We start from the raw sequence: 25,809 nt of genomic DNA, 5'->3' as shown, positions 1-25,809 counted from the left end.
AAATTAATACTTTAATAATTTATCTATAGCAGCCATTATCCTTCTCTCGTTCGGGACATAGTACTCCTCAAGGGCAAATGGAATAGGTATGTCCAGCCCTGTAACCCTCAATATTGGGGCGGCCAGGTAATCCACTGCCTTCTCAGAAATTGTTGCTGAGAGCTCTGCACCAACACCGAACATCTTGGGTGATTCATGGACTATCAGCACTTTCCCTGTTTTTTTAACTCCAGCAAGTATGGTATCAAGGTCGAAGGGGCTCAAAGTCCTTAAATCTATTATCTGGGCATTTACGTTATTTTTTTCAACCGTGCTTTTCACAACCGGCACAGCAGGCCCATATGTAATTATTGTAAGGTCATCGCCTTCCCTTATCACACTGGCTTTTCTCAGGTCAACCTTATAATAATCATCGGGAACATCCATCTTGCCCGCATAATAGAGCCTTTTGGGTTCAAGGAATATTACAGGATCGTTCAGCTCTATAGATGATAATAGCAATCCCTTTGCGTCATATGGATTTGACGGGGTTACAACCGTTAATCCCTGTGTATGTGTGAAATAGGCTTCACCGCTCTGAGAATGGTAAGGCCCTCCATGTACACCCCCTCCATAGGGGGTACGCAGCACCATGGGAAGTGTATAATCTCCATTAGTTCTGTACCTTAGCTTCGCCATCTGGTTTATTATCTGGTCCATAGCCGTGTAAATAAAATCCTGGAACTGTATTTCCGGTATGGATTTAAGCCCGGCCATTGACATTCCTATGCCAAATCCCACTATTCCCAGTTCTGCCAAGGGGGTATCCATAACCCTTTCCTTTCCATATTTAGCCAGTAATCCATCGGTTACCCTGAAAACACCTCCATCAGTGCCCACATCCTCACCGAGGAGTATTATAGAATCGTCTTTTTCCATTGCATTGTTAAGCCCGCTATTTAAAGCCTTTACCATTGTCATCTGCGTCATTGTATATCACCTCTTTCCTCACTTATGTACCATGGCTCTTCTTCGTAAAGGTTTCCCATCATTGTTTCCTTATCCGGTTTAGGTGCTTTTTCATAGGTATCTATAAGTTTTGATGTAGTTTCTTCCATTTCATCATTTATCTGCTTTATATCCAGATCCGTTATCACTTTCATATCCTTTAGAAGTTTCTGGCTTACTATCAGGGGGTCTTTCTCGCTTCCTTCGGGCACCCTATCTGTCCTGTATTTATTCGGGTCATCAGCTGTGGAATGTGGTCCCATCCTGTATGTCATTGCCTCTATAAGGATAGGGTCTTCAGAAGCGTTTTCCAGTGCCTTCCTTGTAGCCCTATATACTTCTATGAAGTTTGTGCCGTCTATCCTTATTCCGGAGAATCCGTATGATTCTGCTTTCTTGTAAATTGCACCTCTGGTTTCTTCATAGGTCTGGTTAAATGCCTTATCATCTGTTGGATATGTTGGCACAGAAATTGCAAACTGGTTATTTTCACAGAAAAATACCATCGGGAGTTTGTAAACTCCTGCAAAATTCATGGCAACATGGAAATCCGGGGTTGAAGTTGCACCATCTCCAAATGTTGTTATAACGGAACCGCTCTCTTTTCTGTATTTCTTTGCATATGCAATTCCTGTTGCAGATGTAAGATGCCCTGCTACAGGTGTTATTACTGCACCTATATTGTACTTTTTAAGTGAAAAATGGTCAGGCATATCCCTTCCTATTTCATTGTCTGTTGCAGTGGCAAATACCTGTGACAATATAGTATCTATAGGTATGCCCATCTGGATGAGAACACCAAAATCCCTGTAATATGGATAAAAGAAATCCTCATCCCTGATTGCCATTCCCATTCCTATGTGGATAGCTTCATGCCCCATAAGCGGAATATAAAAGGGCAAAAATCCCTGCCTGCTTGCATTCAGCATTTTTTTGTCAAATAGCCTTTCCATTACAATATTTTTATACGCGGCCAACAAGCCTTCCTTACTAATATCAGTTTCCTCAATCATTTTTTATCCCTCATTTTTATATATCCTTCAGCTGCCCTGTAGGACGTCCTCACAAGCGGCCCGGAAGCCACAAAGGAAAATCCCATTTCATATCCAGCTTCTTCAAAGTGCTTGAATCTGGACATAGGTGAGTATTCCACCACCTCCAGCTGTTTTTTCGTTGGCCTCAGGTACTGCCCCACTGTCAATATTTCAACACCGGCATTCCTGAGATCCATCATTGTTTCTTCTACTTCTTCATCTGTTTCGCCGAGCCCGACCATAATAGAAGATTTGGTGATTACACCTTTCATGCTGCCCTTTATATATTTCAGCACTGAAAGTGTCTGGTCATATCCTGCTCTTGGATCACGCACTGATGGAGTAAGCCTCCTTACAGTTTCTATATTATGGGCTATTACATCCGGTTCCGCAGCTATTATTCTATCCAGGTCAGCATGGTCCCCGCCGAAATCCGGAATCAAAACCTCTATTTTTATTCCAAGTTCCTTTACCTTTTCAATTACCCTTGCAAAAGCTGATGATCCCTTATCTGGAAGGTCATCACGGTCAACTGAAGTAATTACTACATAATCAAGGTTCATAAGTTTTATTGAATCATAAACCTTCTGCGGCTCATCAGGGTCGAGCGGAAGCATATTCCCATGTGTTACTGCGCAGAATCTGCAACCCCTCGAGCAATTGGAGCCCAGGACCATAAACGTTGCTGTTCCACTTTCCCAGCATTCGCTTATATTCGGGCAATGGGCTTCCTCGCATACTGTATTCAGTTGCCTTGAGTTTATGGTATTTTTTATAAATGAATACCTCTCTCCGGTTGGCAGATTCACCTTATATGGGACCCTCATCATAGTCCATCTATTGGTAAAAAATATATAAACTTCGTGTAATAAACATTAGCAATATACTCTATAGAAGATGAGTAGCATACTGTAATTTAATAATCTTTTATATAACCTTTGATATAATTATACATATTAATAGCGTCCCTGTTTTCCCTTACATCATGTACCCTTAATATGTCAACTCCATTGCTGTTAAGATAAATCGATGATGCTATGGTTCCTCCCAATCTTTCCTTTACAGTGCTCCCTGTTATCTTACCTATAAATCCCTTTCTTGATGTTCCAAAAAGTGTGTCAAATCCAATAAAAAATGACCATGGAGAACTTAAAATATCCATATTTCCATTAAAATCCTTGGCAAAGCCAATGCCAGGATCAAGGATTATATTTTCAGGGTTAATGCCTTTCTTAACCATCTCATCTGCCCTGTTATAGAAATATCTGTTGAGCTGGAAATATAAATTATCGTAATCTGTGTATTCTCCCATATTCTCCGGGTTTCCCCTCATATGCATTACAATGCATTTAACGTTGCTTCCGGCAGCGATGTCTATCATCCCGGGATCTGAAAATCCAGAAATGTCATTGATATATTCTATCCCATACTCCATAGCCCGGGATATGGTGTATAAATGCCTGGAATCAACAGAAACAGGTATGTTTGAACATGATTTTATATACTCAAGCACATCTTTTATCCTGTTGAATTCTGTCTCCGGGTCTACCATTTTGCTTCCTGGCCTGGTGCTCTCGCCACCTATGTCTATAATGTCAGGCTTTGCGTCAAGCATACTATCCACTATTTCCTTATTACTTATTCTTGAGCCTTCGAAAAACGAATCCGGTGTTGCATTGAGTATTCCCATTATAAGTGATTTTTTGTTTGTAATTTTGTTTTCTGCCTTTGCTGAAATTTCATCCTCATACCCTTCAAAAATATGGTTTTTAATATAAAATTCCTTTAAAATGCTTTTTTCAAATTTAACAGAACTAAAGGTATACTTTTTCCCCTCAATTACAATCTTTCCATTTTCTGATTCTTCGTAAATATTTAAATAATTCTTATTTATACTGTCGGGAAATATCAATTCCATAAATCTCACACTGCATCTATTAATAACTTTAATTTATTTCCATTCAGCATATCTTGCCTCGCCGGATGTTTCCCCAAGATCCCTGCGTTTTGTTTCTGGAAGAAGCACTATTGTGAGTATCAATCCAATTGCCGCTATTATGGCAAGCATTCCCATGAGGAAATGCAATCCTGTTATGGATAATATAATAGTATCTGCCAGGGTGCCTATAAAGGCGCCAGTTTTGCCGCCAGCTGCTGATATTCCTGTGCCGAGCCCCCTTGTTGAAATCGGGAATACCTCAGGTGGATATACAAAGGTTGTTACATTGGGCCCGAACATAATAAAGAAGTAGCTTATTCCATACAGGAGCAGGAAATAATCAAGGAACCTGTAGGTGGTCAGGAAGCTAAATGCCGATATAATTCCGAAGGAAATTGCCATCATTGCAAAGCCGGTAATCTGCACAGGCTTTCTCCCGATCCTGTCTATTGTGAAAGCAGCAATCCAGTAACCGGGAAATGCAGCAACGCCGAATATTATTGCAGAATATTCATTTGTCATAATTATGGAGTGTATGCCAGATACCGTTGACGGGACAAGGAACGATAATATGCTGTTGGACATTATGGAATTTCCATAAAAAGCCCAGTCCATCAGGAACCATGCACCTGCTGTGCCTATAAGGGTGAGCAGAAATTTCCTGTCCCTGAATAACACATACCATGGTGCATTGATTGTTTTGCCTTTGCTGCCTGTTGAGTCTAAACCTGCGAAAGTTTTTAGATTTTTAGCAGCCAGTTTGTAATCGCCCCTGACATCTGCAGTATATCTTGGTGGCTCCGGCATGGTTCTCCTGAAATATATTACTATAATAGCCGGTATCGCCCCTATTGCCAGTAGAAGCCTCCATGTTATGTAAGGTGAAACATAGTTTGAAAGAAATGCTATGGATATAAGTGGTCCTGCTATAAGCCCGAAACTCTGCATTGAAAATATCATACCCACAAATTTACCCCGGTTCATTGTACTGGAATATTCAGTCATTATGGTGGAACTTGTTGCATAATCACCACCAATTCCTACCCCTAAGAGGAACCTCCAGAAAAGCAGCATGAATATGTTGTTTACAGGAGTAAGGAAGGCACTACCAAGAGACCCGGCTATGAGTGCTACCAGCTCGAACCCATATATTGCTTTTCTTCCAGAATAATCCAGAAGCCTCCCAAACACAACGGAACCTATAACAGCAGCAAGCAGTGCTGTAGAGGTAACGAGACCCTTGTAAAATATGCTGATATTATGCCAACCGGCATATGGCAAAAGCAGTATCACCACACCTATAATAAAAAGGTCATATGCATCTGTAAAAAATCCAAGCCCTGAAATAAATAATACTTTATAATGAAATTTCGATGTTTTTGCCTCATCCATTGACCTGTCTATGGCTGAACTCATTGAATCACTTGTCTAATTAGTCACCTAAATATTATAAATATTACCTATATACAATATATAGAGTATATAGTAAATTGCACTATATTTTACATAAAATTAATATATAGTAATGGCAATATTATAAATTGAATAACCTTATAAGTTGCGGTACAATAAGGTATGTTTACTTTAAAGAGGAATTGATATGGCAACAAGTAGCATGGAAATAGCAAAATTAAGAAGCAGGGCATATGTGAAAATAGACGAACTTTCAAAAGCAATTAGCAATGGGCTAAGTTTGCAAAACCGGAAGATGGGTATTGAAGAATCGCAATCATCTGCAGAGCATATTATTAACTTCTTCGGTTATAGCACAAGGGTAATTGATAATATGCTGGAACCGGAAGACCGGGATGTTTTCTATACAATGGAAGATCTTGGAATCCTGGAAACGGAAAGGGAAGAAACAACACTTTTCGATGGAAGGGAATGGCGTATCCATTACTGGCTCCTTAACGTCTTGCGTGTCCTGGAGCTTGCTGAAATGAATATAAGCAACAAAGTGGAACACGACAGCAGGTTTGATATCTACAGTGAGATACCTGACGAATACTGGAAGCCAGGCGAATAAGGCCGGGATGATTACCAATGCATATTGCGATTTTAGACAGGGAAAGGTGCCACCCGAAAAAGTGCAACCATGAATGCCGATATTACTGCCCTCCTGTTAGAAGTGGTGCTAAAACTATAGAGTTTCCAGGGCAATCCGATGATTTTCCGGTAATTACTGAATCACTCTGCATAGGCTGTGGTATTTGTGTGAACCGGTGCCCATTTGGTGCAATTAAAATTGTAAGTGTCCCGGACGAATTAAACAAGGATATAGTACATCAATATGGAATAGATTCATTCCGGCTATACTCACTTCCAGAACTCGGAACAGGCAGGGTTAATGCTATACTCGGGCAGAACGCCCTTGGAAAGACAACAACAATGAATATACTTTCAGGTGTCCTTATACCAAATTTTGGAAATATAAGCAAAAAGAACGATAAGGATTACGTTATAGAAAGATTTTCGAAAAGCATCATGGGGCAGTATTTCAGGGACCTCTATAATGGGACAAAAAAAGCTGTCCTGAAAAATCAATATGTAGACCTCATACCGCGCGTTGCCAGCGGCACAGTAAGGGACATAATGAAGGACAATGACCATGGCAATATGGATATTATAGTAGATGACCTTTCAATGAAAACATTCCTTGGAAGGGATGTAAAAGAGCTCTCCGGCGGTGAACTACAGAAGCTTGCTATCGGAATTACGCTTATGAAAGATGCTGACATATATCTCTTTGATGAAGCCTCATCATATCTTGATATTAATGAAAGAATAAGGGTTTCAGATATAATAAGAAAGCTTTCACAATCAAAAATTGTCATGGTAGTTGAACATGACCTTGCCATACTGGACAAGATGGCCGACCAGGTAAACCTTGTATACGGAAGCCCGGGTGCATACGGTGTAATAACAAAGGAAAAGAGCACAAATAAGGCTATAAACGCATTTCTATCAGGATATCTCCGTGAGGAAAATGTAAGGGTCAGGCCGACATCCATAGATTTTACAGTAAAATCAAGCAAAAGGACTTCAGTAACAACCAAGGTTACATCCTGGACTGCAATGGAAAAAAGCTACGGCAGTTTTAATTTGAATATCGGAGAGGGTTACATTAACAGGGAAGAAATCATAGGTGTCCTCGGGCAGAATGCACTTGGAAAAACCACCTTTGTTAAGATACTTTCAGGTGTTATTAAACCGGATTCAGGCTCAGTTGAAAACGAACTCAAAATAGCATATAAGCCACAGTACATATCTACTGATTACGAAGGTACTGTATACGAACTGCTATCAACCGCATTGAAGGAAAAAATGGAGGATGTATTCATAAAAAATGAAATCCTTTCGCCTATGAACGTTTCAGAGTTATATGATAACTATATAGGAGACCTCTCCGGCGGTGAACTCCAGAGGACATCCATAGCATTGACACTTGCCACCGATGCAGACCTCTATCTAATTGATGAGCCCTCTGCACACCTGGATTCCTCATACAGGATGAATGTGGCAAGGATAATCAGGCGTGTAATAGAAAACAATAAGAAAAGCGCAATAGTGGTTGACCATGATATTTACCTCATAGACCTTATTTCTGATGCACTTATAGTTTTTAAGGGAGAACAGGGGGTATACGGAAACTCCAGAGGGCCCATGGAAATGAGAGATGGCATGAACATGTTCCTGAAAGACCTGGGAATAACATTCAGGCGTGATGAAACAACAAGGCGCCCGAGAATAAACAAATTAAACAGTGCACTGGACCGGCAACAGAAGGCCAGCGGGGAATATTACTATATGAAATGATTTTTAACCATGACAAGCTGTGATAAGCAAGTTGTATATGATGCATGCTATACCAAGATCCATAATGTTTATTCTCTATATAATTTAAGTAACACTGTATATACTATCAAATACAGAACATATTATTAATTTAATAAGCAAACATTTATTGGTAAATAATTTCGTAAAATAACATTTAAATAATTAAAAATAATTCACTGTCATGGTAGAAGAAAAATGGGTAGCGTTATCAAACACCACAATAGGCGTGCTGATGGCTACAATTAACATGAGCATTCTAATCATAGCATTGCCTGCAATTTTTAGCGGCATTCATCTTGATCCTTTAAAATCAAATTCATTTGTCTATTTACTATGGATACTTATGGGTTATATGATAGTAACGGCCGTATTGCTTGTTACTATAGGGCGATTATCAGATATATTCGGCAGGGTAAAATTATTCAATTTAGGATTTCTTATATTTACTATAGGTTCTATACTGCTTTATTTAACTCCTGGAAAGGGAGATACAGGAGCACTGGAACTGATATTCTTTAGAATTGTCCAGGCTGTTGGAGGTTCCTTCATATTCGCAAACAGTTACGCTATAATAACAGATAATTTCAAGAAAGAGGAACGTGGCTTTGCACTGGGAATAAACGCCATAGCGGCTACTGCCGGGATGAGCATAGGCATAGTTGTAGGTGGAATACTTGCTACAATTAACTGGAGATACATATTCTTAGTGAGCGTCCCTGTTGGCATTCTGGGAACAGTATGGTCATACCTGAAATTGAAGGAAACCTCACCAAAAATCAAGCAGAAGCTTGATATTCCCGGAAATATTACATTTGCCGGAGGGCTAATTATACTGCTGGTCGGTGTCACCTATGGTATTGCACCTTATAAATCAAGCCCTATGGGATGGGGAAATCCATGGGTAATTGCTGCATTGATAATAGGCGCCGTATTGCTGGTACTTTTCCCCTTCGTGGAGAGAAAGGTAAAGCAGCCAATGTTCAATCTGAGCCTTTTCAAGATTAGGGGATTTGCTACAGGAAGTTTCGCCGGAATGATATCAAGCATGGGAATGATGGGCTTTATGTTTATGATAATTATTCTCTTCCAGGGCATATGGCTTCCAATACACGGCTATCACTATGCATCAGTGCCATTCTGGGCAGGAATATACATGCTTCCAATGACCATTGCAATGGGTATCTTCGGGCCCATAGCAGGAAGATTTTCTGACAGACACGGCCAGAGATGGCTTGCATCTTTTGGTTTAATAGTTTCCGGAATAGCTCTTCTGTTGCTTGTTCTTCTTCCTGCCGATTTCATATACATATTCATGGGCATACTCCTGTTTGTTTTCGGAGCTGGAATGGGCATGTTCACGGCACCAAATACAGCCGCAGTCATGTCATCTGTTTCTCCTGATGTCAGGGGTTCGGCATCAGGAATGCTAACAACCCTCAGAAATGTAGGCACAACTGCCAGTATGGGAATATTCTTTACCATTCTTATACTTGGTTTAACAACTTCACTGCCACACACACTTTCATCTGCTGTGATATCTGCCGGTGGCGGGAGTACACTGGCTGGAGAAATGTCAAAACTCCCACCGACAGAGGCAATATTCGCTGCTCTTCTTGGAATAAATCCAGGTACAGTTATTCTGGGGCTTTTGCCAGCGCATGTTGTGTCCTCTATACCAACCAGTGCACAGCATATTATAGAGGCAAGGACATGGTTCCCCACAATCTTTGCTCCGGCATTCATCAAGTCGCTCCATATTGTGTTCTACGTTGGAGCTGCAATAGTATTTGCAGGTGCCATTATATCTATACTACGTGAACCCTTGAGCAAATCAAAGAAAACGAAAGCCGATAAGAAATCAGCAAAAGATCAGTCTGAATTGCCAGACAAGGCAGTAAAAATGAAGAGATGAATTCATGGATAATGCACTGAATATATGGTCTCTGTTTGACAGCATACTGGGAGAATACGCAGTAAGAATAAAATCCCATCTTTCATCTCTATCCCTCAGCATGGTAGATTATAAAATACTTCATCTTGTCCATTCTGAACCAAAAAATATGAAATATCTGGCCGATACCCTATCACTTGCAAAGGGGTGGGTCACAGATATAACGGATGGCCTGGAAGAAAGGAACCTTGTAAAGAGGGTACATAGCAGCCAGGACAGGCGTGTAATAAACATAGAGATAACAGATGAAGGGCTAAAAATTTATAATAAGGTGGGAAAAATGATTAAAACGATTATCGGCGATTCTATTTCCTCCCTGCCAGAGGATGATGTAGAAAAATTATCTACCATACTGGAAAAAATAAGCCAGAATATGCACTGTCATTCATAGGATATCAAAGGTTTTATAAAATTTCTCTTTCCGGATTGGAAGAGGTTTCCAATATCGTTAATTTTTATTACAGGGTCTTCCATCCCTGAATAATCTATAAGCCCGGAGCTTATCATATTAATTGCTTTCCTCATTGTATACGGATTTACGAAATCTCCGAAGATTGATATCTCCTTGCTATATATTTTATTTGACTCAATTTCAATTTTTTCACCGGGCGGATACACAGAAAATGCGAAGATCTTTCCGGAAGGCGAAGCCATATCAATTGTTTTAGAAAGTATGCTATTGGACCCTGTAGCTTCAACAACAACGTTTGCCTTTCCTATAATATCGCTTTCCATTAAATCATCTATGCCCGTGTATATTTTATCAGAACCATATTTTTTAGCCAGCAAGTTTCTGGTAGGATTCGTGTCCATGGTGTATACAGGATAATATCCCATGCCCTTCAATATCTGTAAAAATGCAAGGCCAATAAAACCAGTGCCTGAAATTATAGCTGACCCGCCAAGGGGGACATGTGTATTATCAAAAGCGTGTATTATGCATGCTACAGGTTCAACAATTGCTGCGGCTTCAAAACTCATAGTATCAGGAATTTTATAAACTACCTTTTCCGGAACAGTGACATACTCGCCATATCCTCCTGGATAGTTTATGCCAACAGTTTTTATATTTTCACAGAAATTTTCCTTCCCTCCTTTGCAGTATTCACATTGCCCGCATGTTATATTTGGATCAACAACTACCCTGTCTCCGGGCATAAATGATTTTACACCTTCACCTATTGATGTGATAACCCCGCTAAACTCATGCCCCGGGATCACCGGATATTTGACAGCAAGGTGTTTTCCATTGTATGCATGAAAATCTGTACCACATATGCCACATGCCCTGGTCTTTATCTGAACTTCGCCAGTATCAGGCTTCCTGGCTTCTGTATTGATTAATTCAAGCACCCCTGGCTCTTTTAAAACATAAGCTTTCATTATTTTTAATGGTTTAATATTTATTATAATTTTTCCCGTGATTATAGTACCACGCAAATATCGACCAATAGTTAAATATCATGTAAAAATTAGCCATAATGCAGATGTTTTTCAGGGAAGGGCTTGCGCGAATAGGTAAATTTTCAACTCCTCATGGAGATATAGAAACTCCAACCGTAATGCCCGTAATAAATCCAAATCTAAATTTCCTGACCAAAGAAGAATTAAAATCTATTGGAGTCCAGGCAGTTATTACAAATAGTTACATTATTAAAAGAACAGCATCACTTGAACAGGATGCGCTTAAACACGGAGTGCACAGGCTAATAAATTTTGATGGCCCGATTATGACAGATTCAGGCACGTTTCAGAGTTATGTATACGGTGATATAGAATATGGCAACAAAGAAATTGTGCAGTTCCAGAAGGATATTGGAAGCGATATAATAACCATACTTGATATATTTACCAAGCCCCAGGATAGCTATGAACAGGCAAAGGCAGCAGTATACGAAACATCCAGAAGGCTACAGGAGGTAAACACACCGGATTCCATAATTGCCGGGCCAATACAGGGTTCAATATACCCTGACCTGAGGAGGGAATCAGCCAGACTCATGTCAGAAGCCTCTTACCTACCTATTGGCGGAGTTGTTCCACTCCTTGAATCTTACAGATATAGCGACCTTGTAAATATAATAATAAATTCAAAGCTAAATTCAGACTTTTCAAAACCCGTGCATCTATTTGGCGGGGGGCATCCCATGTTTTTTGCATTTTCTGTTCTGCTGGGCGTTGATATTTTCGATTCAGCTTCCTATATTAAATATGCAAAGGACAACAGGGTGCTTTATACAGAAGGTACAAGGAACCTGAAGGAAATACGTGACTTCCCTGAATGGAGCCCGCTTTTTAATAAATATTCTCCTGTCGAATTGATCAAAGCCGATGAAAAAACCCGGCTAAAGTTGTTATCGCTCCATAATCTTAAAGCTATTTTCAACGAAATAACAGAAATAAAGGAAAGGATATATGAAAACACCCTTTACCAGTATGTGGAAGAAAAATCTATGGCGCACCCTGCACTTTACAGGGCTTATCTGGAAATGCTTGATCACAATTTAGAGCCGTTCTGGAATATTTCCCTTAAATCCCCCTTATATTTTTTCAACTCTTCTACATATAAAAATACGTTCATAAAACGCCTTGTAAAATTCACAGAGGACTATATAAGCAACGGTAAAAAAACAGTTCTTGTAAGTTACCGCCAGTGGAGGCATGGATTCCCTGTTTCTGATGATATACTTAGGTCATATGAAACCACAGACTATAACTTTCTCATAGAATGGAATGATATTTTTATACCCATGGAGCTGGAAAACACATATCCGGTTAGCCAGATGGTGCCGTCAGGGGTACTGGATAAAATTTACCGTGATGACTATATAGCATGGCTGAAATCCATAAACAATGATATCTCATTTTATGACCCTTCAATAACCGGCAGCGAAAAAATCAGAAATTACAGTCATTCAAAAATAAATGAGGTTTTCCATTTACAGTTCAAAGCCCGGAAAAATCTTTTTGTAAATTCAGATAAAATAATAAAATCAAAGGCTACAGGCCATATAAGGAATATAAAACGCGGTGAAAAAATAATAGCAACAATGAGAAACGATGGATTTTTAACGCTCTCAATTTATGGTGGCAAATTATTGAATGATATGCTGGATTTTCCTGCATCCCGTGTAATAGTCACAGATGACAGCGGGGAATTCAATTCACAGGGATATAACGTATTTTTCAAATTTGTAGAAGATTGCGACAGGGAAATAATAGCCGGGAATGATGTAATGGTAACCAGCGCTTCAGGCGATCTTTATGCAGTAGGGCATGCAACTGTGTCTGGCAAAGAGATGGGATTTTACAGGAATGGCATAGCGGTAAAAGTTCACGAAGGCATTAATAAGCTATGATTATTCAAGGGTGATATTTTCAGGTATATCATCCAGTATCCCGTTAAGGGTTTTATCGTTGCTGCTCCTGTTGTATATGTGTGTATAAATTTGTGAAAGTGTGGATTGAATCCTTTTTCCATTCACCTTCCCTATATTTTTCCTTGAAATCATCATCAATTTCATTTCCTGGGATTTACTGCCGTTCCTTGGAGGCAAAAAGTATTTGAATCCTGTCATAGTTTTTGCGCCAGCCCTCCTGTAAAATTTAATCCTTTCACTTCTCTGTTTTTTATTGTCGCCTTCTTCAGGATTTTCAACTTCAAATATCATATGGTTATAATTTACGTTTTCACTTATATCGAATATTTTCTGTAGAAAAATGGAACCTACGCCCTGCCCCCTGTAATTTTTACCAACAGCTATGTAATCCAGAAATAAAAAATCTGTATCCTCTACAGGCCAGATCATTGAAAATAATACAGGATCTCCATTATGCCTGGCGATAAACATTTTTTCATTATTTTCTTCAATATTCCGCTTAATATCTTCCACCGGCCTTTTCTCCCCCTCAGGAAAAGCTTCTTCATATATTTCTATAGCTTCTTTAAATTCAGTATCACTTTTAACTTCTGATACATCTATATTTTCTATCATAACAAAACATTCGCTTTTATTATATCTAAATTGCGGTTTTTATGGGTTTTTATTTTCAATTTTGCGGTAGTTTTTAGTTCCCTGATTATCAATTTTAATATTTAATAAAACTTCAGAATGCATGGGGTATCATAAAGGCATGGCATAACCTGAATTTAGATATTTTCCGATAATCCACTAACCCGGGTTATATCTATCACATATAATTTCAATTTTCCCTTAAAATTTATCGCATATTTTCAATATTTTTTACGATATATTTATTTAATTATTGCAATACCTAATGGATGATTAGACCATGGATTCTGGCTATGGATCTGGATGGCACAGTATGGGATCATTTAAATATCTCAGGAGTTAACCCGCCTTATACACGCCTGGACTCGAATAGCATAGTAAATCAGGATAATGTTACAGTAACGTTGTTTCCGGAAGCACTGGATTTTATAAGATGGGCACGTGAGAATGGTGCTATAACGACAACATTGAGCTGGAACAGAAAGGATTATGCCCAGGAAGCACTTGAAACATTTGGCATATGCAACCTTTTCGACTATAACTCCACAGACCAGACCCCGGACAAGGACCAGCGGTTGCTCAAGCTTATAAGCCTGCTGAAGAAAGAGGGTGTTGAAATTCCGGTGCAGAGGGTTGTATATGTTGATGACAGGGATCTGCATATGGAGGCAATAAGGAAGAATATAGGCGATATAGTTTTTATAAATATCTGGAAAACAACAAAAACATATCACGATGCAATGGAAATAGTAAAAATGAAAATATTGAAAAACTGATTTTTCCTATCGGGATTTGCCTTAATTTTATGAAACATTTTAAATATTCAAAAACAATATTAATATAAATATGCCAGACGAACTTCCAGTAATATGGTTTAAAAGCAATAAGGACCCCCAGGCTTCATTCGCAGCCAGCCTATGGATAACTATGCACACTCAAATATACAAATATACACATGCGAATAACTACATTATGAGAATAAACAACATAAATAGCATATTATCTTTTAATGAATATTTTGGATTTCTGGCAGATAATACAACCCTTTCAGGCATATCTGCAATATTAAATAGGAATTTGCGGAAAATGAAAATAAAAGAGTTTTATTTTTCTCTTAGTGAGGACAATGACATTGGCAAAGCGATAAATTATATGGAGAAGGGAAGGCCGGTTGTTATGGGATTTCCATATAAATTTATAGGCCCACTGGTTAAATATGAGGTTATCAATAATAACCTTCCGGAAAATATCATGTATTATTTTACTGCCTTTATTTACCGGGATAAAATACTATTAATTCCTGGCTTTGAGGGTGTGGAATTAAAAACTGGCATTAATGATTTTTACAAACGCACTGGAGATAAAGTAAAGGCTATGGAAATAGATGAATTTACAGGATACTGTGAAAAATTGGGAAGCAGGATAAAGATAGTGTATGCGAATGTGCTTGCAAGGAATGGAGAGGAATTGCGTTCATTGAACGAGTATTAGGTGTGTTAATGCTTGAAATAAAAAACTATATAACAAAAAAATACGAACAGGGAAATGACAATATTGAAACTTTAATTTCGCTCATGAATACATTTGTGTCAGAAATCTACGGGAGTTCAGTTGCTGTGGACCCGGATTCCATTGAAAATATAGAAAAATTGCATGCTTATATTGATGTTTTCCAGCAAAAAATACTTGGAAACACATTATTAATTAGAAAATTCAGCCACATATTTTATATCTCTGCAGAACAGGTTAATGGCAGGGCAAATTTTACCGGCCCGGACAGAAAGACTGCGATTAAACTACTTGAGGATGTTAAATCATCCCTGACAGCAGCAGGAGAGGCTAAATTGCTTGAATCTATAGCGTCCAATCTTTCAAGAATCGGGGAAGTACAGATGTCGCTTACGCCTGTCATGGAAATACTCCGGGAACTGGTGGAAAAGAAAAGGCTGATACTGGTATCTGATAAAAAAAGTGATGCGAAACGCCTGAAATATTTCAATGAAGTAGGAGACCTTGCAATATTTAGTTACGAATACAAATACGGTGCATGCATAATAGAACCGGGCCCGGAATTCGATGCAGTAGCCAGCGAAGGCATAGAAAATCTGCTTTCATACGTCATGTCACACAGGATTTTATATATATCAGGCATTTCATCATTGAAGCCATACCTCAGGACAGCATATTCATATTATTCCCTGTGCAGCCTCGCAGGGCATATGATGGAGATAAGCAGTGAAGACCTCCGGAAAGAGTATGGTGAACTCTATGGAAGGGAACCCGACAAACTTAAATTTAAAAATTATATAGAATCACTTTACAATTCAAATGTATTCACAAATATAGATACTAAAATAAATGGAGATAAAACAATATTTGAAAATTTTATAAAGGATTAGGAGTTTAGTATAAATTTATTACCTATTTTGAAATTAATCGCGGGACAGTTTTGATAGAATTGGATATAGAATTCAGGGAGCCAGTGGAATGGATTAAGGATATTGTTAAAACACATTCAGCCAGCATTAAAATCAGGGATATCCGCATGGGCAGGAATGGGGCAATGGACCTTTTAGAAATATTTCTTCCTGAAGGGAAGATGGAAAATTTTTCACATGAAATGGAAAGCAGGACAAAAACAGCTGGAAATAACTTTGCCATAGTTGATACCAGCCATGCAACTGCAATTGTTGATGCACACGAATGCAGCATATGCAGTACAATATTGAACTGGGATCTGTTCCTTACAGCCGCATATAGCAATGATTCAGGCAATATCAGAATGAATTTGCTCGTCCCCGACGAGGCAACAATAAATGGTTTTACTGACAGGCTGGAATCTGATGGCATTAAATTTGAAATTCTCAGAAAAAGGGCATTATCAAAAAAGAATGATATAACAGCCAGGCAGGAGTATGTAGTAAGAACAGCATTTGAACTTGGATTCTTTGAATATCCTAAAAAAATTAACCTGGAAGGGCTTTCCACCCGGCTCAATGTCTCTTATGTCACACTTGCTGAAATATTAAGGCGGGCTGAAAAGAATATTATCTCATCTTATTTTAAGGGAAAAGAGAGATAACAGGTTACAGGTATCCACAGTAACAATTAATCATGGAGAACCATGTTTTTTGTTTTTATACGGGTCTCTGGAAATCATTACAAATATGTTGATCAGATGGATCAGCATGGAGACAATGATAGCCATAAGGCCTGTTATGGCAAGTGGTTTTCCGATCCCATAGCTTCCTACCCCTGAAAATCCAAGGAAAAGCGAGAACCCTAGAAAAAACAGCACTACACCTATATTTAACAGTATATACTCTATATGCACAGTATTGTTGGCCATCGCACTATTTTTTGCGATTCCGGATGAAAACATGTATGAAAGGCCAAATATTATCATCACCACACCGCCAAAGAGCCACATAACGAAAATAGGATCACGATGCATGTTAAGCGAAAATATTAGATTCACGGCAAAAATTACCAATCCTGCTAGAAAATAGACGAAACTGGTTGCAATAAATCTCAGCACAAGTTTCACGTCTATTCTCTCCTGCATTCTCTTTTCCACACTTGATTTCATAATTAATTACCTCATTAACCTGAACATGTTCAAATATATTTCTTCGATTCCAGTTTTTCTTTTACCTCGAGATGGTCCTTTTCATCCGGTACTGGAGAGACTACATGAAAAGCTTCCATATCGGTGTTTGCGAAGACCCCGCGCTTTTCTCCGGCATGTACTATTACAATGCTGCCGGGGTGTATGTTTATTTCCCTGTCTCCAGCAACCATGCTCCCGTTTCCCTTAAATACAGAGAATATGAGGTCTGTGGATGGAGAATGCACAGGAATAAACTGGCCTGCCTTAATATAGGTTATAATAACCCTGTAATTCTCCCCTGTGTATACGGTAACGGGATTAAACCTATCTGGAAGATAGTTTCTTTCCTGGTCAATGTCTGTTGCCAGAAAGTTTTCATTGACATTTTCATGTTCAAGTTTTTTAAAAATTCCTGTGAATGTACCATCTTTATCTGTTAATGTCCTGTAAGCTGCCACATCTACAGGCAATTTATGGCTTTTCATGCTTCCCAGAAGGTGTACCGGATCATGGTCTGCAATAACATGCAGTTCCTGCCCCTGCCCTAGTGCAAGGAACCGTTCAAAAATTTTGCCACGCCTCTCACCTGGAGCTATATTCCTGATATCAATTTCTATGTAATTATTTTTTATATTTCCCATATTCCCCAATTAAATGATGCCATAATAACAAAATCCCTGTATTTTTAGGGTGAAATTCAGAAATAAATTATTATGGTTTATGCACACTGCGCGCATCCCGGCTCAGTCAGGGCTAACCATAATTTTTTTGATATTATAAACAAATAAAAGAATTGCAAACAGGAGCAGGTAGCCAGAGACATAGGAAAATGTTTCACCCAATGAAGTGTAGGGTATAGCTAAATCGCCAAAAACCCGTGATACATTTGCAATGGTTATCATAATCAGGGGGAGGAATGTAACATTTTCCTGAATTGCTTTTTTCTTGAATGTTAGCGGAAATATTACCGGGCTGTGTGCCACAATAAAGCTTCCGATGAAGCCAATGGCTATGGAATGTGTGGCAGGGTCAAGATAACCATGCCCGATGATTGCCTGCAACATGAAAAGGATGAGGCCAAGTGCAAGCCAGAAAAATGAAATCTGTATCCCGGCACGCATGAAATGCTGGAATCTGCCATTTCTCTTTATTTTCCTGAAAGCAGGGTCAAATTTGATAGAAATACCGGTTAGTATAGCTACAAGAATGATAGAAAGAACCATGGCGAAGCGGCTGATAAATTTGTCCGGAACCTCAACAGATACAAATGCCATGCCGACTGCAAACCAAGCTATGTAAGCCTGGAGTGCCATTATACGGGCACCCATTCCACGTACAAATCCAAGTTCCATCCTCTCTGCGAGAATATAAAGGATAGGGAAGAGCAGGGCAAGAAATGTAAGCTTCATATTACTGTATAGCAGGGAGTTCATGTTTCCTATGGCAGCCAGAAACATGGAAGCAATAGCTGCAGCGAACACCAGCTTTATCCGTTTATCGCCATGATTTGCATTGCTTGACATAAACAGCAAAAAGAGGAGAGATGCTGCAACCACCAGCAGAAGCCCTGCATATCTTGCTATTTCATAACTGGATAAAATTCCTAAGGACAATATAAAAACCCCGCCGAAAAGAAAAGCTACGATTGGCCTGGAAATTGGAATGTTTCTTATGAGTGGAAACTTTTCCATAAGTTCAAGTTTTTCTGAAATCAGCAGCCCGCCCACTGCTCCAAATACCATCAAATCAGGATGGAAAGTAATTCCATTTGCCAGCGGTATAATCGATGGATAACCATTATTTACCGCCAGTGCAGCAATGCCAGTTAAAAACCCGGCCGCAAGCGAAAGTGCGGAAAGCAATATTCCAATGTATACTATGCGTGGCGGATGCTGTACTGGCAATCCTGCCCCCTTCTTTTTCAAGGCTATAGGATCAGGCATACCAGATGAGTTGTTATGCCCTTATAAGTATCATCCCTAAAATATTAGGTTTATAAATTATCCCTGCCCGCTTCCGGGTTGCAGTGACCAAAACCTGCTGTATTAATAAATAAAATATGTGTTGAAATTTTTGAGGCGTTAAAAATTAAATATCATGAATATTCAAATTAAAATATATATTTAATTTATAGTTTTAGTATATTCCTTTTCCCTGGAAATCTCTTCCATTGCCCTTCCCTTCGGTTCTGGCAGGCACAGTATTGTTACTATAACGCCTAATACTGAAAATATTGCAAGTACAGTCATGAGTGATGAAAGCCCAGCGGCTATTATAAACACATCAACAAATGTGCCTATAAAAGCTCCGGTTTTTCCTCCAGCCGCAGATATGCCTGTACCAAACCCTCTTGTTGTTACAGGGAACACCTCTGATGGGAAGACAAATGTTGTAACATTTGGCCCGAACATCATGAAGAAATAGCTAATACCATACACTGCAATGAACTCCACCACAAATGAAGGGGTATCCAGTATAGGAAATAATGCAAGTATTCCGTATGTTACCGCGAGCATTATGAAGCCCGTTATCTGTATCGGCTTTCTTCCAAGTTTATCCAGTGTAAATGTTGCCAGCCAGTACCCTGGCAGGGCAAATCCAATGAACACTATGGCGGAGTATTCCGTAGATCTTATTAAGCCAGACAATCCGGTCTGTGTTATTATGGTTGCGAAAATTCTGCTTGCCATTATGGAGTTTCCGTAAAATGCCCAGTCCATTAAGAACCATGCTCCTGCTGTCCCTATTAATGTAATAAGGAATTTTCTATCCTTAAAGAGGGTATACCATGGAGCATTTACCTCCTCTTTATTTTTAGAGACAGCTACATCTATTCCGGTATAGGATTTAAGATTCTTTGAAGCCTCCGCAGCACGCCCTTTTGCAACAGTATATCTCGGTGGTTCAGGCATTTTTCTTCTGTAGTAAATTACTATTGCAGCGGGGATGGCTCCTACTGAAAGCATTATTTTCCAGGCGTCTGCCAGTGGAATAATCTTCGTGCTCAGTAAAAATGTAAGGGCAAGCAATGAAGAAACTACTAAACCTATGCTTTGCATTGAAAATACCATTCCAACATATTTTCCCCTTGTTTTCATATTGGAATATTCTGCCATTATAACAGAAGATGTTGCATAATCACCGCCAATGCCTACTCCCAGCAAAAATCTCCATGCCATTAAAGCGTAGGGGTTTTTAAACGATAGGAATGCACTTCCTAAAGCACCAATTACAAGCAATACCAGTTCCAGGCCATAAATAGCCTTTCTGCCAAGATAATCGAGCAATCTGCCAAATGCCAGCGCACCAAGTACAGCAGCTATCAGTGACACAGACCCTATAAGGGCTATTTCTGTTTTTGTAAGGTGCCATCCAATCATTGGAAGTATTGCGAGCACCGTTCCTATAATAAACAAATCATAGGCATCTGTGAAAAATCCCATCCCTGCTGTCAGAAAAGTTCTGAAGTGGAACTTTCCTGTGGCATTATCCAGTGCCTGGTTTATTGCACTTATATTACCTTCATTTTTATTATCCATATTCTCATAGAAATATAGTCACTACATGAATAAATATTTTCCATATAAATTATATAGTAATATATAGGCTATTGTGGAATATTTATAGAATTCTTTGTTTCTACGTATTTATGCAATGTTTCAATCAGCATTGCCACCACTATGATAATGCCACCAAGTATTATATCCATAGTTGGAATTTCTTTGAGGATCAGTATGGATGATATAACTGCAAATACAGGTTCCCCAACATATATTACTCCTGCTGCAGTTGGTTCTATGTATTGCAGGACTCTCGTATTTATTAATATGGCAAAGAAACTGGCGAAGAGGGCAGTAAATACTATTGTAAAAATGACTATGGGTTTCAAAAGCCCGGAAGGTTCCCAGCTAAACGGAACAAATATTGATGATAAAACTCCAACCATCAATAACTGGTAAAATGTGAAAACCATGCTGTCAAGGTATTTTGTATATTTAAATACATATGCGGTCTGCAGCCCATAAAAAATGGCACAGAAGAAGGTAAGTATGTCTCCGAAGGTATATGCTGAACTGAATTTTAGCGATGACATGAGTATAAGCCCTATGAAGCCAATACTAACAGCGATAACATCTACTTTGTTTAATTTGATTTTAAGGTATAATAGCGATATGATTGGCAGCAAAACGACATACATGCCTGTGATAAGCCCTGATTGGGATGATGTTGTGTATTCAAGGCCAACTGTCTGTGTATAATATGCCAGAAAAAGCAATATGCCGCCCACAATTCCAAGTATTACGTTCTTTCTTTCAATTAACATTTTATTTTTAAACACTATGGGCAGCATGAGTGCAGCTGAAAGGATAAACCTGAAAGACAGAAGCATCACAGGGCTTATATACTGAAGTGAAAGTTTCATTATCGGAAATGTTGCACCCCAGATCACCACAACAGAGATTAGAAGCATAAAATATAGCACTTTGCCCTGCATTTTTACTTTAATATTTCATGCCTAATTAATTTAGCCATATATTTTTTATGCGGGCGACTATTAACTATAAATTATACGGAAATTCAATGTTTTCTAATACTATTTGCTAAAAGCCTATCATCCGCCGAACAGGAAATATTTTATCAGCTGTGGTTTTCTCATAAGTATTGAAAACACAACTTTCGCTGGATAATCTATGTCACCCAGGGAATTTATCCTGCGTATAATATCTTCCCTGTTAATAGTATCATATATTTTATTCAGCAGGGTATCGTTTGTGCTTATCTTTGAAAAGTATTGTTGAATTTTTGCATCTATAAAAAGTTCCCTGCCAATTTCACGCTTCCAGAGTTTCTGATAAGCCTTTAATGCATCTTCCGAGAAATTGTTTCTATTGAAACTCTGATCTATTGCAGTATATGCGTTTTTAGCCGAAATTATTCCTGTATATATGCCACCACCAGATAATGGCTTAACTATTCCTGCAGCATCGCCCAGAAGCAATGACCTGTTTCCATAGGTTTTGCTTAGATAATTGATGGGTATTGGCCCGGCATTTATTCCAAGTATCTGGGATCTGTTGAATTTTACATTGATATTCCTGAAATACTTTATGGCTGTCACATGGTCAACTCCCACGCCTATCCTTGTAATTTCTCCTGACGGGACTGCCCATCCAAAAAACCCCTTGCTATTCTCGGAACCGATGAAAACATTTACATCGTCCTGGTCATCGAGGTGGAAAGAGGAATCAACCTGGTAAGTTGAAATTATTTTTTTTGGCCTTTCGTAATTGAGTGAAAGTCTTATCCTGCTGTTTGCACCATCAGCACCAACTATTATATTGGCCCTGGCATACTTAATTTCACCATTCTCCCTGTATTTTACCTCTCCGTATGAATCGTTAACCTTGGCATCAAGCACCCTTGCATTTATCCTTGTGTCTGCCCCTGCACCTATAGCCATTGCAGAAACATCCTTGTCAAAGTCATCCCTGTACATAACTATTGTTTTCTCTCCCTTCGATATGTGTATGCTCTTGCCATTCGGGAAAAAAACGTTTGCTCCGTGGACCTCATTTACCATTGACCGTGAATTGACATATTTAAATACCCTTTCAGATACAAGCCCCGTGCATTCAACGGGTTTGCCAACTTCCCTGTGTTCCTCAAGCTGCAGAACTTTATACCCATTTCTGGAAAGCAGGTATGAAAGATATGAACCGGAAGGTCCTGCTCCTGAAACAATTACGTCGTACACAATAAATGATATTAATATGATATTTATATTATTACACACTGTTATGTTTTCCAGATATTATGCAATATTACAATCCGATCAGGTGAAATTTCTGTAGCAATATAAATTTATCTGTGTTCTGCCTGGCGATACCGGCATATTCCGGATTTTTTTTTGATAATATCAGTCTTCTGCATAGTTAAGAGGCATGCTTCATCCACATTATAGATGCACAGTGGAAAAATGATGGAAAATATTTATATTATAACACACTACAAAAAAATAATGCAGGCAAGAAAATTCCTAACAGATCACAATAGAATATTCATACCATTAATATCAATACTTTATTCCCTTATGATATTCACAATATCCTTGTTTTACGCTTTTCTAATTCTGCTTATTTTTTCAATTCCCGTTGTAATTTTCCTGTTGATGCATTTCTTTGGCATGTACAGATTCAAGCCAAGGCTATTCGGGGGCATAGTAATCTTACTTGTTGTACTTATGATATCTGCCGGCATATACTCTACCTACGTTTATGATCTAAACGGCGTAACTACCAGTGATATAAACGGGACTTCCTTAAAGACATCTATAACGCCATTCTCAGGTGTAGATCATAACTACAATATTACGATCACCACAAATTACACAGGATCTTTGAATAATTCATACCTGTACATATATTCCAGTGGAATATATAATAAAACTGTACATTATTCCAATTTAAACCATACGAAAAATGGCAATATTACAACAATGTACTACGATACTAAGCTGCCATCGGGGCTTTACGACACTAATTATACAATTAACAAAACTCTGACAATAACAAGTGCAGGCCCTGTGAATGTGCCGAGATTAACTTTCTATGAGTTTTATGTTTTTGCACTGGCAGATAAATATATAGCATCTATAGGTGTAATGTACATAGCAGGGATAGTAGCAGCATATTTCTTCAGCAAGAAAAACCTTGCTGGAAAATAAATTATATAGTTTTAAATTTAATAGATATTTATATATAGTTATTTCAGATATATATACATGCAATCAATAAGAAAGATCCAGTTAACAGGAGGTTCAACATATATAGTTTCTCTGCCTTCAAAATGGGTAAAAAATAACAATCTTCAGAGGAGCAGTGAGATAAAAATTGAAGAATCACAGAACCGGCTTATTCTTTACGGAGATGTTGGTGTAAAAACAGAGATAGAAAAACATTTAATCCTGAATTCAAAGATGGATTCAAAAAGCATCGAACGGGCATTGATATCTCTTTACATTTCCGGTTACGATACACTGGCCATAACAAGCTCATACTATATCAGTGATGAAACAAGGGAAGCCATAAAGAAATTTTCAAAACTGGTTATAGGCATAGAAATATTTGAGGAAAATTCCAAAAAAATTGTTCTGCAAAATGTATTAAATTCAAATTCCTACCCGATTTATAATTCTATAAAGCGTATGTCACTTAATGTTGAATCAATGATTTACGACACGATAAAAGGGATTAATGACATGGACAATGACCTGTTAAAAAATGTAATTGAAAGAGACGATGAAATTGATCGTTTCCAGTGGTACATTTACCGTGAAGTAAAAGGCAAAAGTTGCGAAGACCCCAATAGCATATATTACCTGATTATATCCCGGATACTTGAGAGAATGGCAGACCATACAGTAAATATATGCAAAATATGGCTGGAGAGGAATGATACTGATATACCGTATAAGAAGGTAGTTGAAAACCTATCATTTTCACTTGACCTGTATAAGAAGTCAATGGCACTCTTTTATTCCAAGAAATATAACGGGCTCAATGATATCATATCATTCAAAAAAACCATAATGGACCAGAAGAAGGAATTGCTGGACCTCGGGAAATCATCAGATATAGCGACCATATCATTTTCCTCGGAGGAAATATCAAGGATTGCTCTGTACTCAACAGATATAGCGGAACTTGCAATGGATATGGTTCTATCTATGCAGAATGAAACAACATTATGATTTCTGGAAGTCCATAACCCTGCATTTCTCATTTTCGCCTATGAATACCTTTGTTGTAATCCCACTGAAGATGCCTACTTCAACAACTCCAGGAATCATCTTTATCTCTGTTTCCAGTACAACATCTGTAAAATCGAACCTGCAGTCCAGTATATAGTTGCCGTTGTCGCTCTTAAATTTTTTTCCATCCCTGAAAGTAGCTTTGCACCCCGTTTTTTCAATATTTTTCTTTGTCACATCCTCCATAAAGGGCAAAACCTCCACAGGCAATGGAAAACTATGCAGTTTTTCTGAAAATTTTGAATGGTCAGCCATTATGTACACTTCTTTACTGTTATAAGCAACAATTTTTTCACGCACAAGTGCACCTCCACCACCCTTTATTAAGTTTCCACTGCCATCAAATTCATCTGCCCCGTCAAAATCTATTTCTATCCCTTCAAGGTTGTTTTCTATTTTTATTCCATAGGACTTGGCCAGGTCAGCAGTCCTCAATGATGTCGGGACACCGGTTATATCTGTGATTTTTCCAGATTTAACAAGTTCCCCGAGCCCATCAAGAAAGTATTTTGTTGTTGACCCGGTTCCGAGCCCGAGTTTCATATTGCTATGTACATGTTTCAATGCCTCCATGGCAGAAATTCTTTTTTCATTTTCATACATAAACTTATATTGTATAAGGCATAAT

General features: G+C 38.5%; 25 protein-coding genes. 11 read left to right on the top strand and 14 right to left on the bottom strand.

Annotation, left to right across the window (positions count from 1 at the left end; all coding sequences use genetic code 11):
* Positions 1 to 3 precede the first annotated feature (3 nt).
* The 5 genes from FACI_RS04280 to FACI_RS04260 form a co-directional block, all read right to left on the bottom strand.
* On the bottom strand, positions 4 to 969 hold the full coding sequence (locus tag FACI_RS04280) for an alpha-ketoacid dehydrogenase subunit beta (RefSeq protein ID WP_009886899.1): 966 nt from the start codon (positions 967 to 969) through the stop codon (positions 4 to 6).
* Positions 966 to 2,000, bottom strand: a complete 1,035-nt coding sequence (locus FACI_RS04275) for a thiamine pyrophosphate-dependent dehydrogenase E1 component subunit alpha (protein WP_009886898.1) — start codon at positions 1,998 to 2,000, stop codon at positions 966 to 968. Before FACI_RS04275 ends, FACI_RS04280 begins: the two co-directional genes overlap by 4 nt.
* Positions 1,997 to 2,851, bottom strand: coding sequence for a lipoyl synthase (lipA, locus tag FACI_RS04270; RefSeq protein ID WP_009886897.1), 855 nt, complete (start codon positions 2,849 to 2,851; stop codon positions 1,997 to 1,999). The genes FACI_RS04275 and lipA overlap by 4 nt, the downstream gene beginning before the upstream one ends.
* Positions 2,852 to 2,937: 86 nt before the next feature.
* Positions 2,938 to 3,939 carry a dihydropteroate synthase gene (gene folP, locus FACI_RS04265; protein WP_009886896.1) on the bottom strand — a complete coding sequence of 334 codons (1,002 nt, stop codon included), beginning with the start codon at positions 3,937 to 3,939 and terminating at the stop codon, positions 2,938 to 2,940.
* A gap of 33 nt (positions 3,940 to 3,972) precedes the next feature.
* Positions 3,973 to 5,376, bottom strand: coding sequence for an MFS transporter (locus tag FACI_RS04260; protein ID WP_009886895.1), 1,404 nt, complete (start codon positions 5,374 to 5,376; stop codon positions 3,973 to 3,975).
* Positions 5,377 to 5,560: 184 nt separating this feature from the next.
* Between FACI_RS04260 and FACI_RS04255 the strand changes: the two genes are divergently transcribed.
* The 4 genes from FACI_RS04255 to FACI_RS04240 all read left to right on the top strand — a co-directional run bounded on the left by FACI_RS04255 (position 5,561) and on the right by FACI_RS04240 (position 10,139).
* Positions 5,561 to 5,986, top strand: a complete 426-nt coding sequence (locus FACI_RS04255) for a DUF6015 family protein (protein ID WP_019841520.1) — start codon at positions 5,561 to 5,563, stop codon at positions 5,984 to 5,986.
* A 17-nt stretch (positions 5,987 to 6,003) separates the two neighbouring features.
* Complete coding sequence (locus FACI_RS04250; protein WP_009886893.1) at positions 6,004 to 7,776, top strand: ribosome biogenesis/translation initiation ATPase RLI; 1,773 nt, start codon at positions 6,004 to 6,006, stop codon at positions 7,774 to 7,776.
* Positions 7,777 to 7,978: 202 nt separating this feature from the next.
* Positions 7,979 to 9,709 carry an MFS transporter gene (locus tag FACI_RS04245; RefSeq protein ID WP_009886892.1) on the top strand — a complete coding sequence of 577 codons (1,731 nt, stop codon included), beginning with the start codon at positions 7,979 to 7,981 and terminating at the stop codon, positions 9,707 to 9,709.
* A gap of 4 nt (positions 9,710 to 9,713) precedes the next feature.
* A complete protein-coding gene (locus tag FACI_RS04240) occupies positions 9,714 to 10,139 on the top strand; it encodes a MarR family winged helix-turn-helix transcriptional regulator (protein ID WP_009886891.1) in 426 nt (141 codons plus the stop codon).
* On the opposite strand, the gene FACI_RS04235 is transcribed toward FACI_RS04240, so the two are convergent.
* Positions 10,130 to 11,131 carry an alcohol dehydrogenase catalytic domain-containing protein gene (locus FACI_RS04235; protein WP_019841519.1) on the bottom strand — a complete coding sequence of 334 codons (1,002 nt, stop codon included), beginning with the start codon at positions 11,129 to 11,131 and terminating at the stop codon, positions 10,130 to 10,132. The two genes, FACI_RS04240 and FACI_RS04235, sit on opposite strands and share 10 nt — an antisense overlap.
* Before the next feature lie 98 nt (positions 11,132 to 11,229).
* Here FACI_RS04235 and tgtA point away from each other — a divergent pair, with 98 nt between their 5' ends.
* Positions 11,230 to 13,107, top strand: a complete 1,878-nt coding sequence (gene tgtA / locus FACI_RS04230; protein ID WP_048074045.1) for a tRNA guanosine(15) transglycosylase TgtA — start codon at positions 11,230 to 11,232, stop codon at positions 13,105 to 13,107.
* Here tgtA and FACI_RS04225 read toward each other — a convergent pair whose 3' ends face one another.
* Positions 13,108 to 13,743, bottom strand: a complete 636-nt coding sequence (locus FACI_RS04225) for a GNAT family N-acetyltransferase (RefSeq protein WP_009886888.1) — start codon at positions 13,741 to 13,743, stop codon at positions 13,108 to 13,110.
* Positions 13,744 to 14,030: 287 nt separating this feature from the next.
* Between FACI_RS04225 and FACI_RS04220 the strand changes: the two genes are divergently transcribed.
* From FACI_RS04220 to FACI_RS09765, 4 genes are all read left to right on the top strand, one after another.
* The gene (locus FACI_RS04220; RefSeq protein WP_019841518.1) at positions 14,031 to 14,537 is read left to right on the top strand and encodes a magnesium-dependent phosphatase-1; all 507 of its coding nucleotides are present in this window, start codon (positions 14,031 to 14,033) and stop codon (positions 14,535 to 14,537) included.
* A 70-nt stretch (positions 14,538 to 14,607) separates the two neighbouring features.
* Positions 14,608 to 15,252, top strand: coding sequence for a hypothetical protein (locus tag FACI_RS04215; RefSeq protein ID WP_009886886.1), 645 nt, complete (start codon positions 14,608 to 14,610; stop codon positions 15,250 to 15,252).
* Between the two features lie 8 nt (positions 15,253 to 15,260).
* Positions 15,261 to 16,160, top strand: a complete 900-nt coding sequence (locus FACI_RS04210; protein WP_009886885.1) for a hypothetical protein — start codon at positions 15,261 to 15,263, stop codon at positions 16,158 to 16,160.
* Between the two features lie 50 nt (positions 16,161 to 16,210).
* Positions 16,211 to 16,843 carry a helix-turn-helix domain-containing protein gene (locus tag FACI_RS09765; protein ID WP_009886884.1) on the top strand — a complete coding sequence of 211 codons (633 nt, stop codon included), beginning with the start codon at positions 16,211 to 16,213 and terminating at the stop codon, positions 16,841 to 16,843.
* 30 nt (positions 16,844 to 16,873) lie between these two features.
* Here FACI_RS09765 and FACI_RS04200 read toward each other — a convergent pair whose 3' ends face one another.
* The 6 genes from FACI_RS04200 to FACI_RS04175 form a co-directional block, all read right to left on the bottom strand.
* On the bottom strand, positions 16,874 to 17,350 hold the full coding sequence (locus tag FACI_RS04200; protein ID WP_009886883.1) for a hypothetical protein: 477 nt from the start codon (positions 17,348 to 17,350) through the stop codon (positions 16,874 to 16,876).
* A gap of 29 nt (positions 17,351 to 17,379) precedes the next feature.
* On the bottom strand, positions 17,380 to 18,012 hold the full coding sequence (locus FACI_RS04195; RefSeq protein WP_009886882.1) for a DUF2249 domain-containing protein: 633 nt from the start codon (positions 18,010 to 18,012) through the stop codon (positions 17,380 to 17,382).
* A gap of 102 nt (positions 18,013 to 18,114) precedes the next feature.
* Positions 18,115 to 19,314, bottom strand: a complete 1,200-nt coding sequence (locus FACI_RS04190; protein ID WP_009886881.1) for an NnrS family protein — start codon at positions 19,312 to 19,314, stop codon at positions 18,115 to 18,117.
* A gap of 180 nt (positions 19,315 to 19,494) precedes the next feature.
* Positions 19,495 to 20,910: an MFS transporter gene (locus FACI_RS04185; protein ID WP_009886880.1), complete on the bottom strand. Its 1,416-nt coding sequence runs from the start codon at positions 20,908 to 20,910 to the stop codon at positions 19,495 to 19,497.
* 68 nt (positions 20,911 to 20,978) lie between these two features.
* Positions 20,979 to 21,842: a DMT family transporter gene (locus FACI_RS04180; protein WP_236940570.1), complete on the bottom strand. Its 864-nt coding sequence runs from the start codon at positions 21,840 to 21,842 to the stop codon at positions 20,979 to 20,981.
* Positions 21,843 to 21,983: 141 nt separating this feature from the next.
* Positions 21,984 to 23,126, bottom strand: coding sequence for a geranylgeranyl reductase family protein (locus FACI_RS04175; protein ID WP_048074044.1), 1,143 nt, complete (start codon positions 23,124 to 23,126; stop codon positions 21,984 to 21,986).
* A gap of 264 nt (positions 23,127 to 23,390) precedes the next feature.
* Here FACI_RS04175 and FACI_RS04170 point away from each other — a divergent pair, with 264 nt between their 5' ends.
* A complete protein-coding gene (locus FACI_RS04170; protein ID WP_148285726.1) occupies positions 23,391 to 24,095 on the top strand; it encodes a hypothetical protein in 705 nt (234 codons plus the stop codon).
* 57 nt (positions 24,096 to 24,152) lie between these two features.
* Positions 24,153 to 25,121, top strand: a complete 969-nt coding sequence (locus tag FACI_RS04165) for a phosphate uptake regulator PhoU (protein WP_009886876.1) — start codon at positions 24,153 to 24,155, stop codon at positions 25,119 to 25,121.
* Here FACI_RS04165 and rpiA read toward each other — a convergent pair.
* Positions 25,116 to 25,784: a ribose-5-phosphate isomerase RpiA gene (gene rpiA, locus FACI_RS04160; RefSeq protein ID WP_009886875.1), complete on the bottom strand. Its 669-nt coding sequence runs from the start codon at positions 25,782 to 25,784 to the stop codon at positions 25,116 to 25,118. The two genes, FACI_RS04165 and rpiA, sit on opposite strands and share 6 nt — an antisense overlap.
* Positions 25,785 to 25,809: the final 25 nt, after the last annotated feature.

The organism is Ferroplasma acidarmanus Fer1, assembly GCF_000152265.2.
Lineage (GTDB): Archaea > Thermoplasmatota > Thermoplasmata > Thermoplasmatales > Thermoplasmataceae > Ferroplasma > Ferroplasma acidiphilum.
This window is presented reverse-complemented; position numbering and strand designations above follow the sequence as displayed.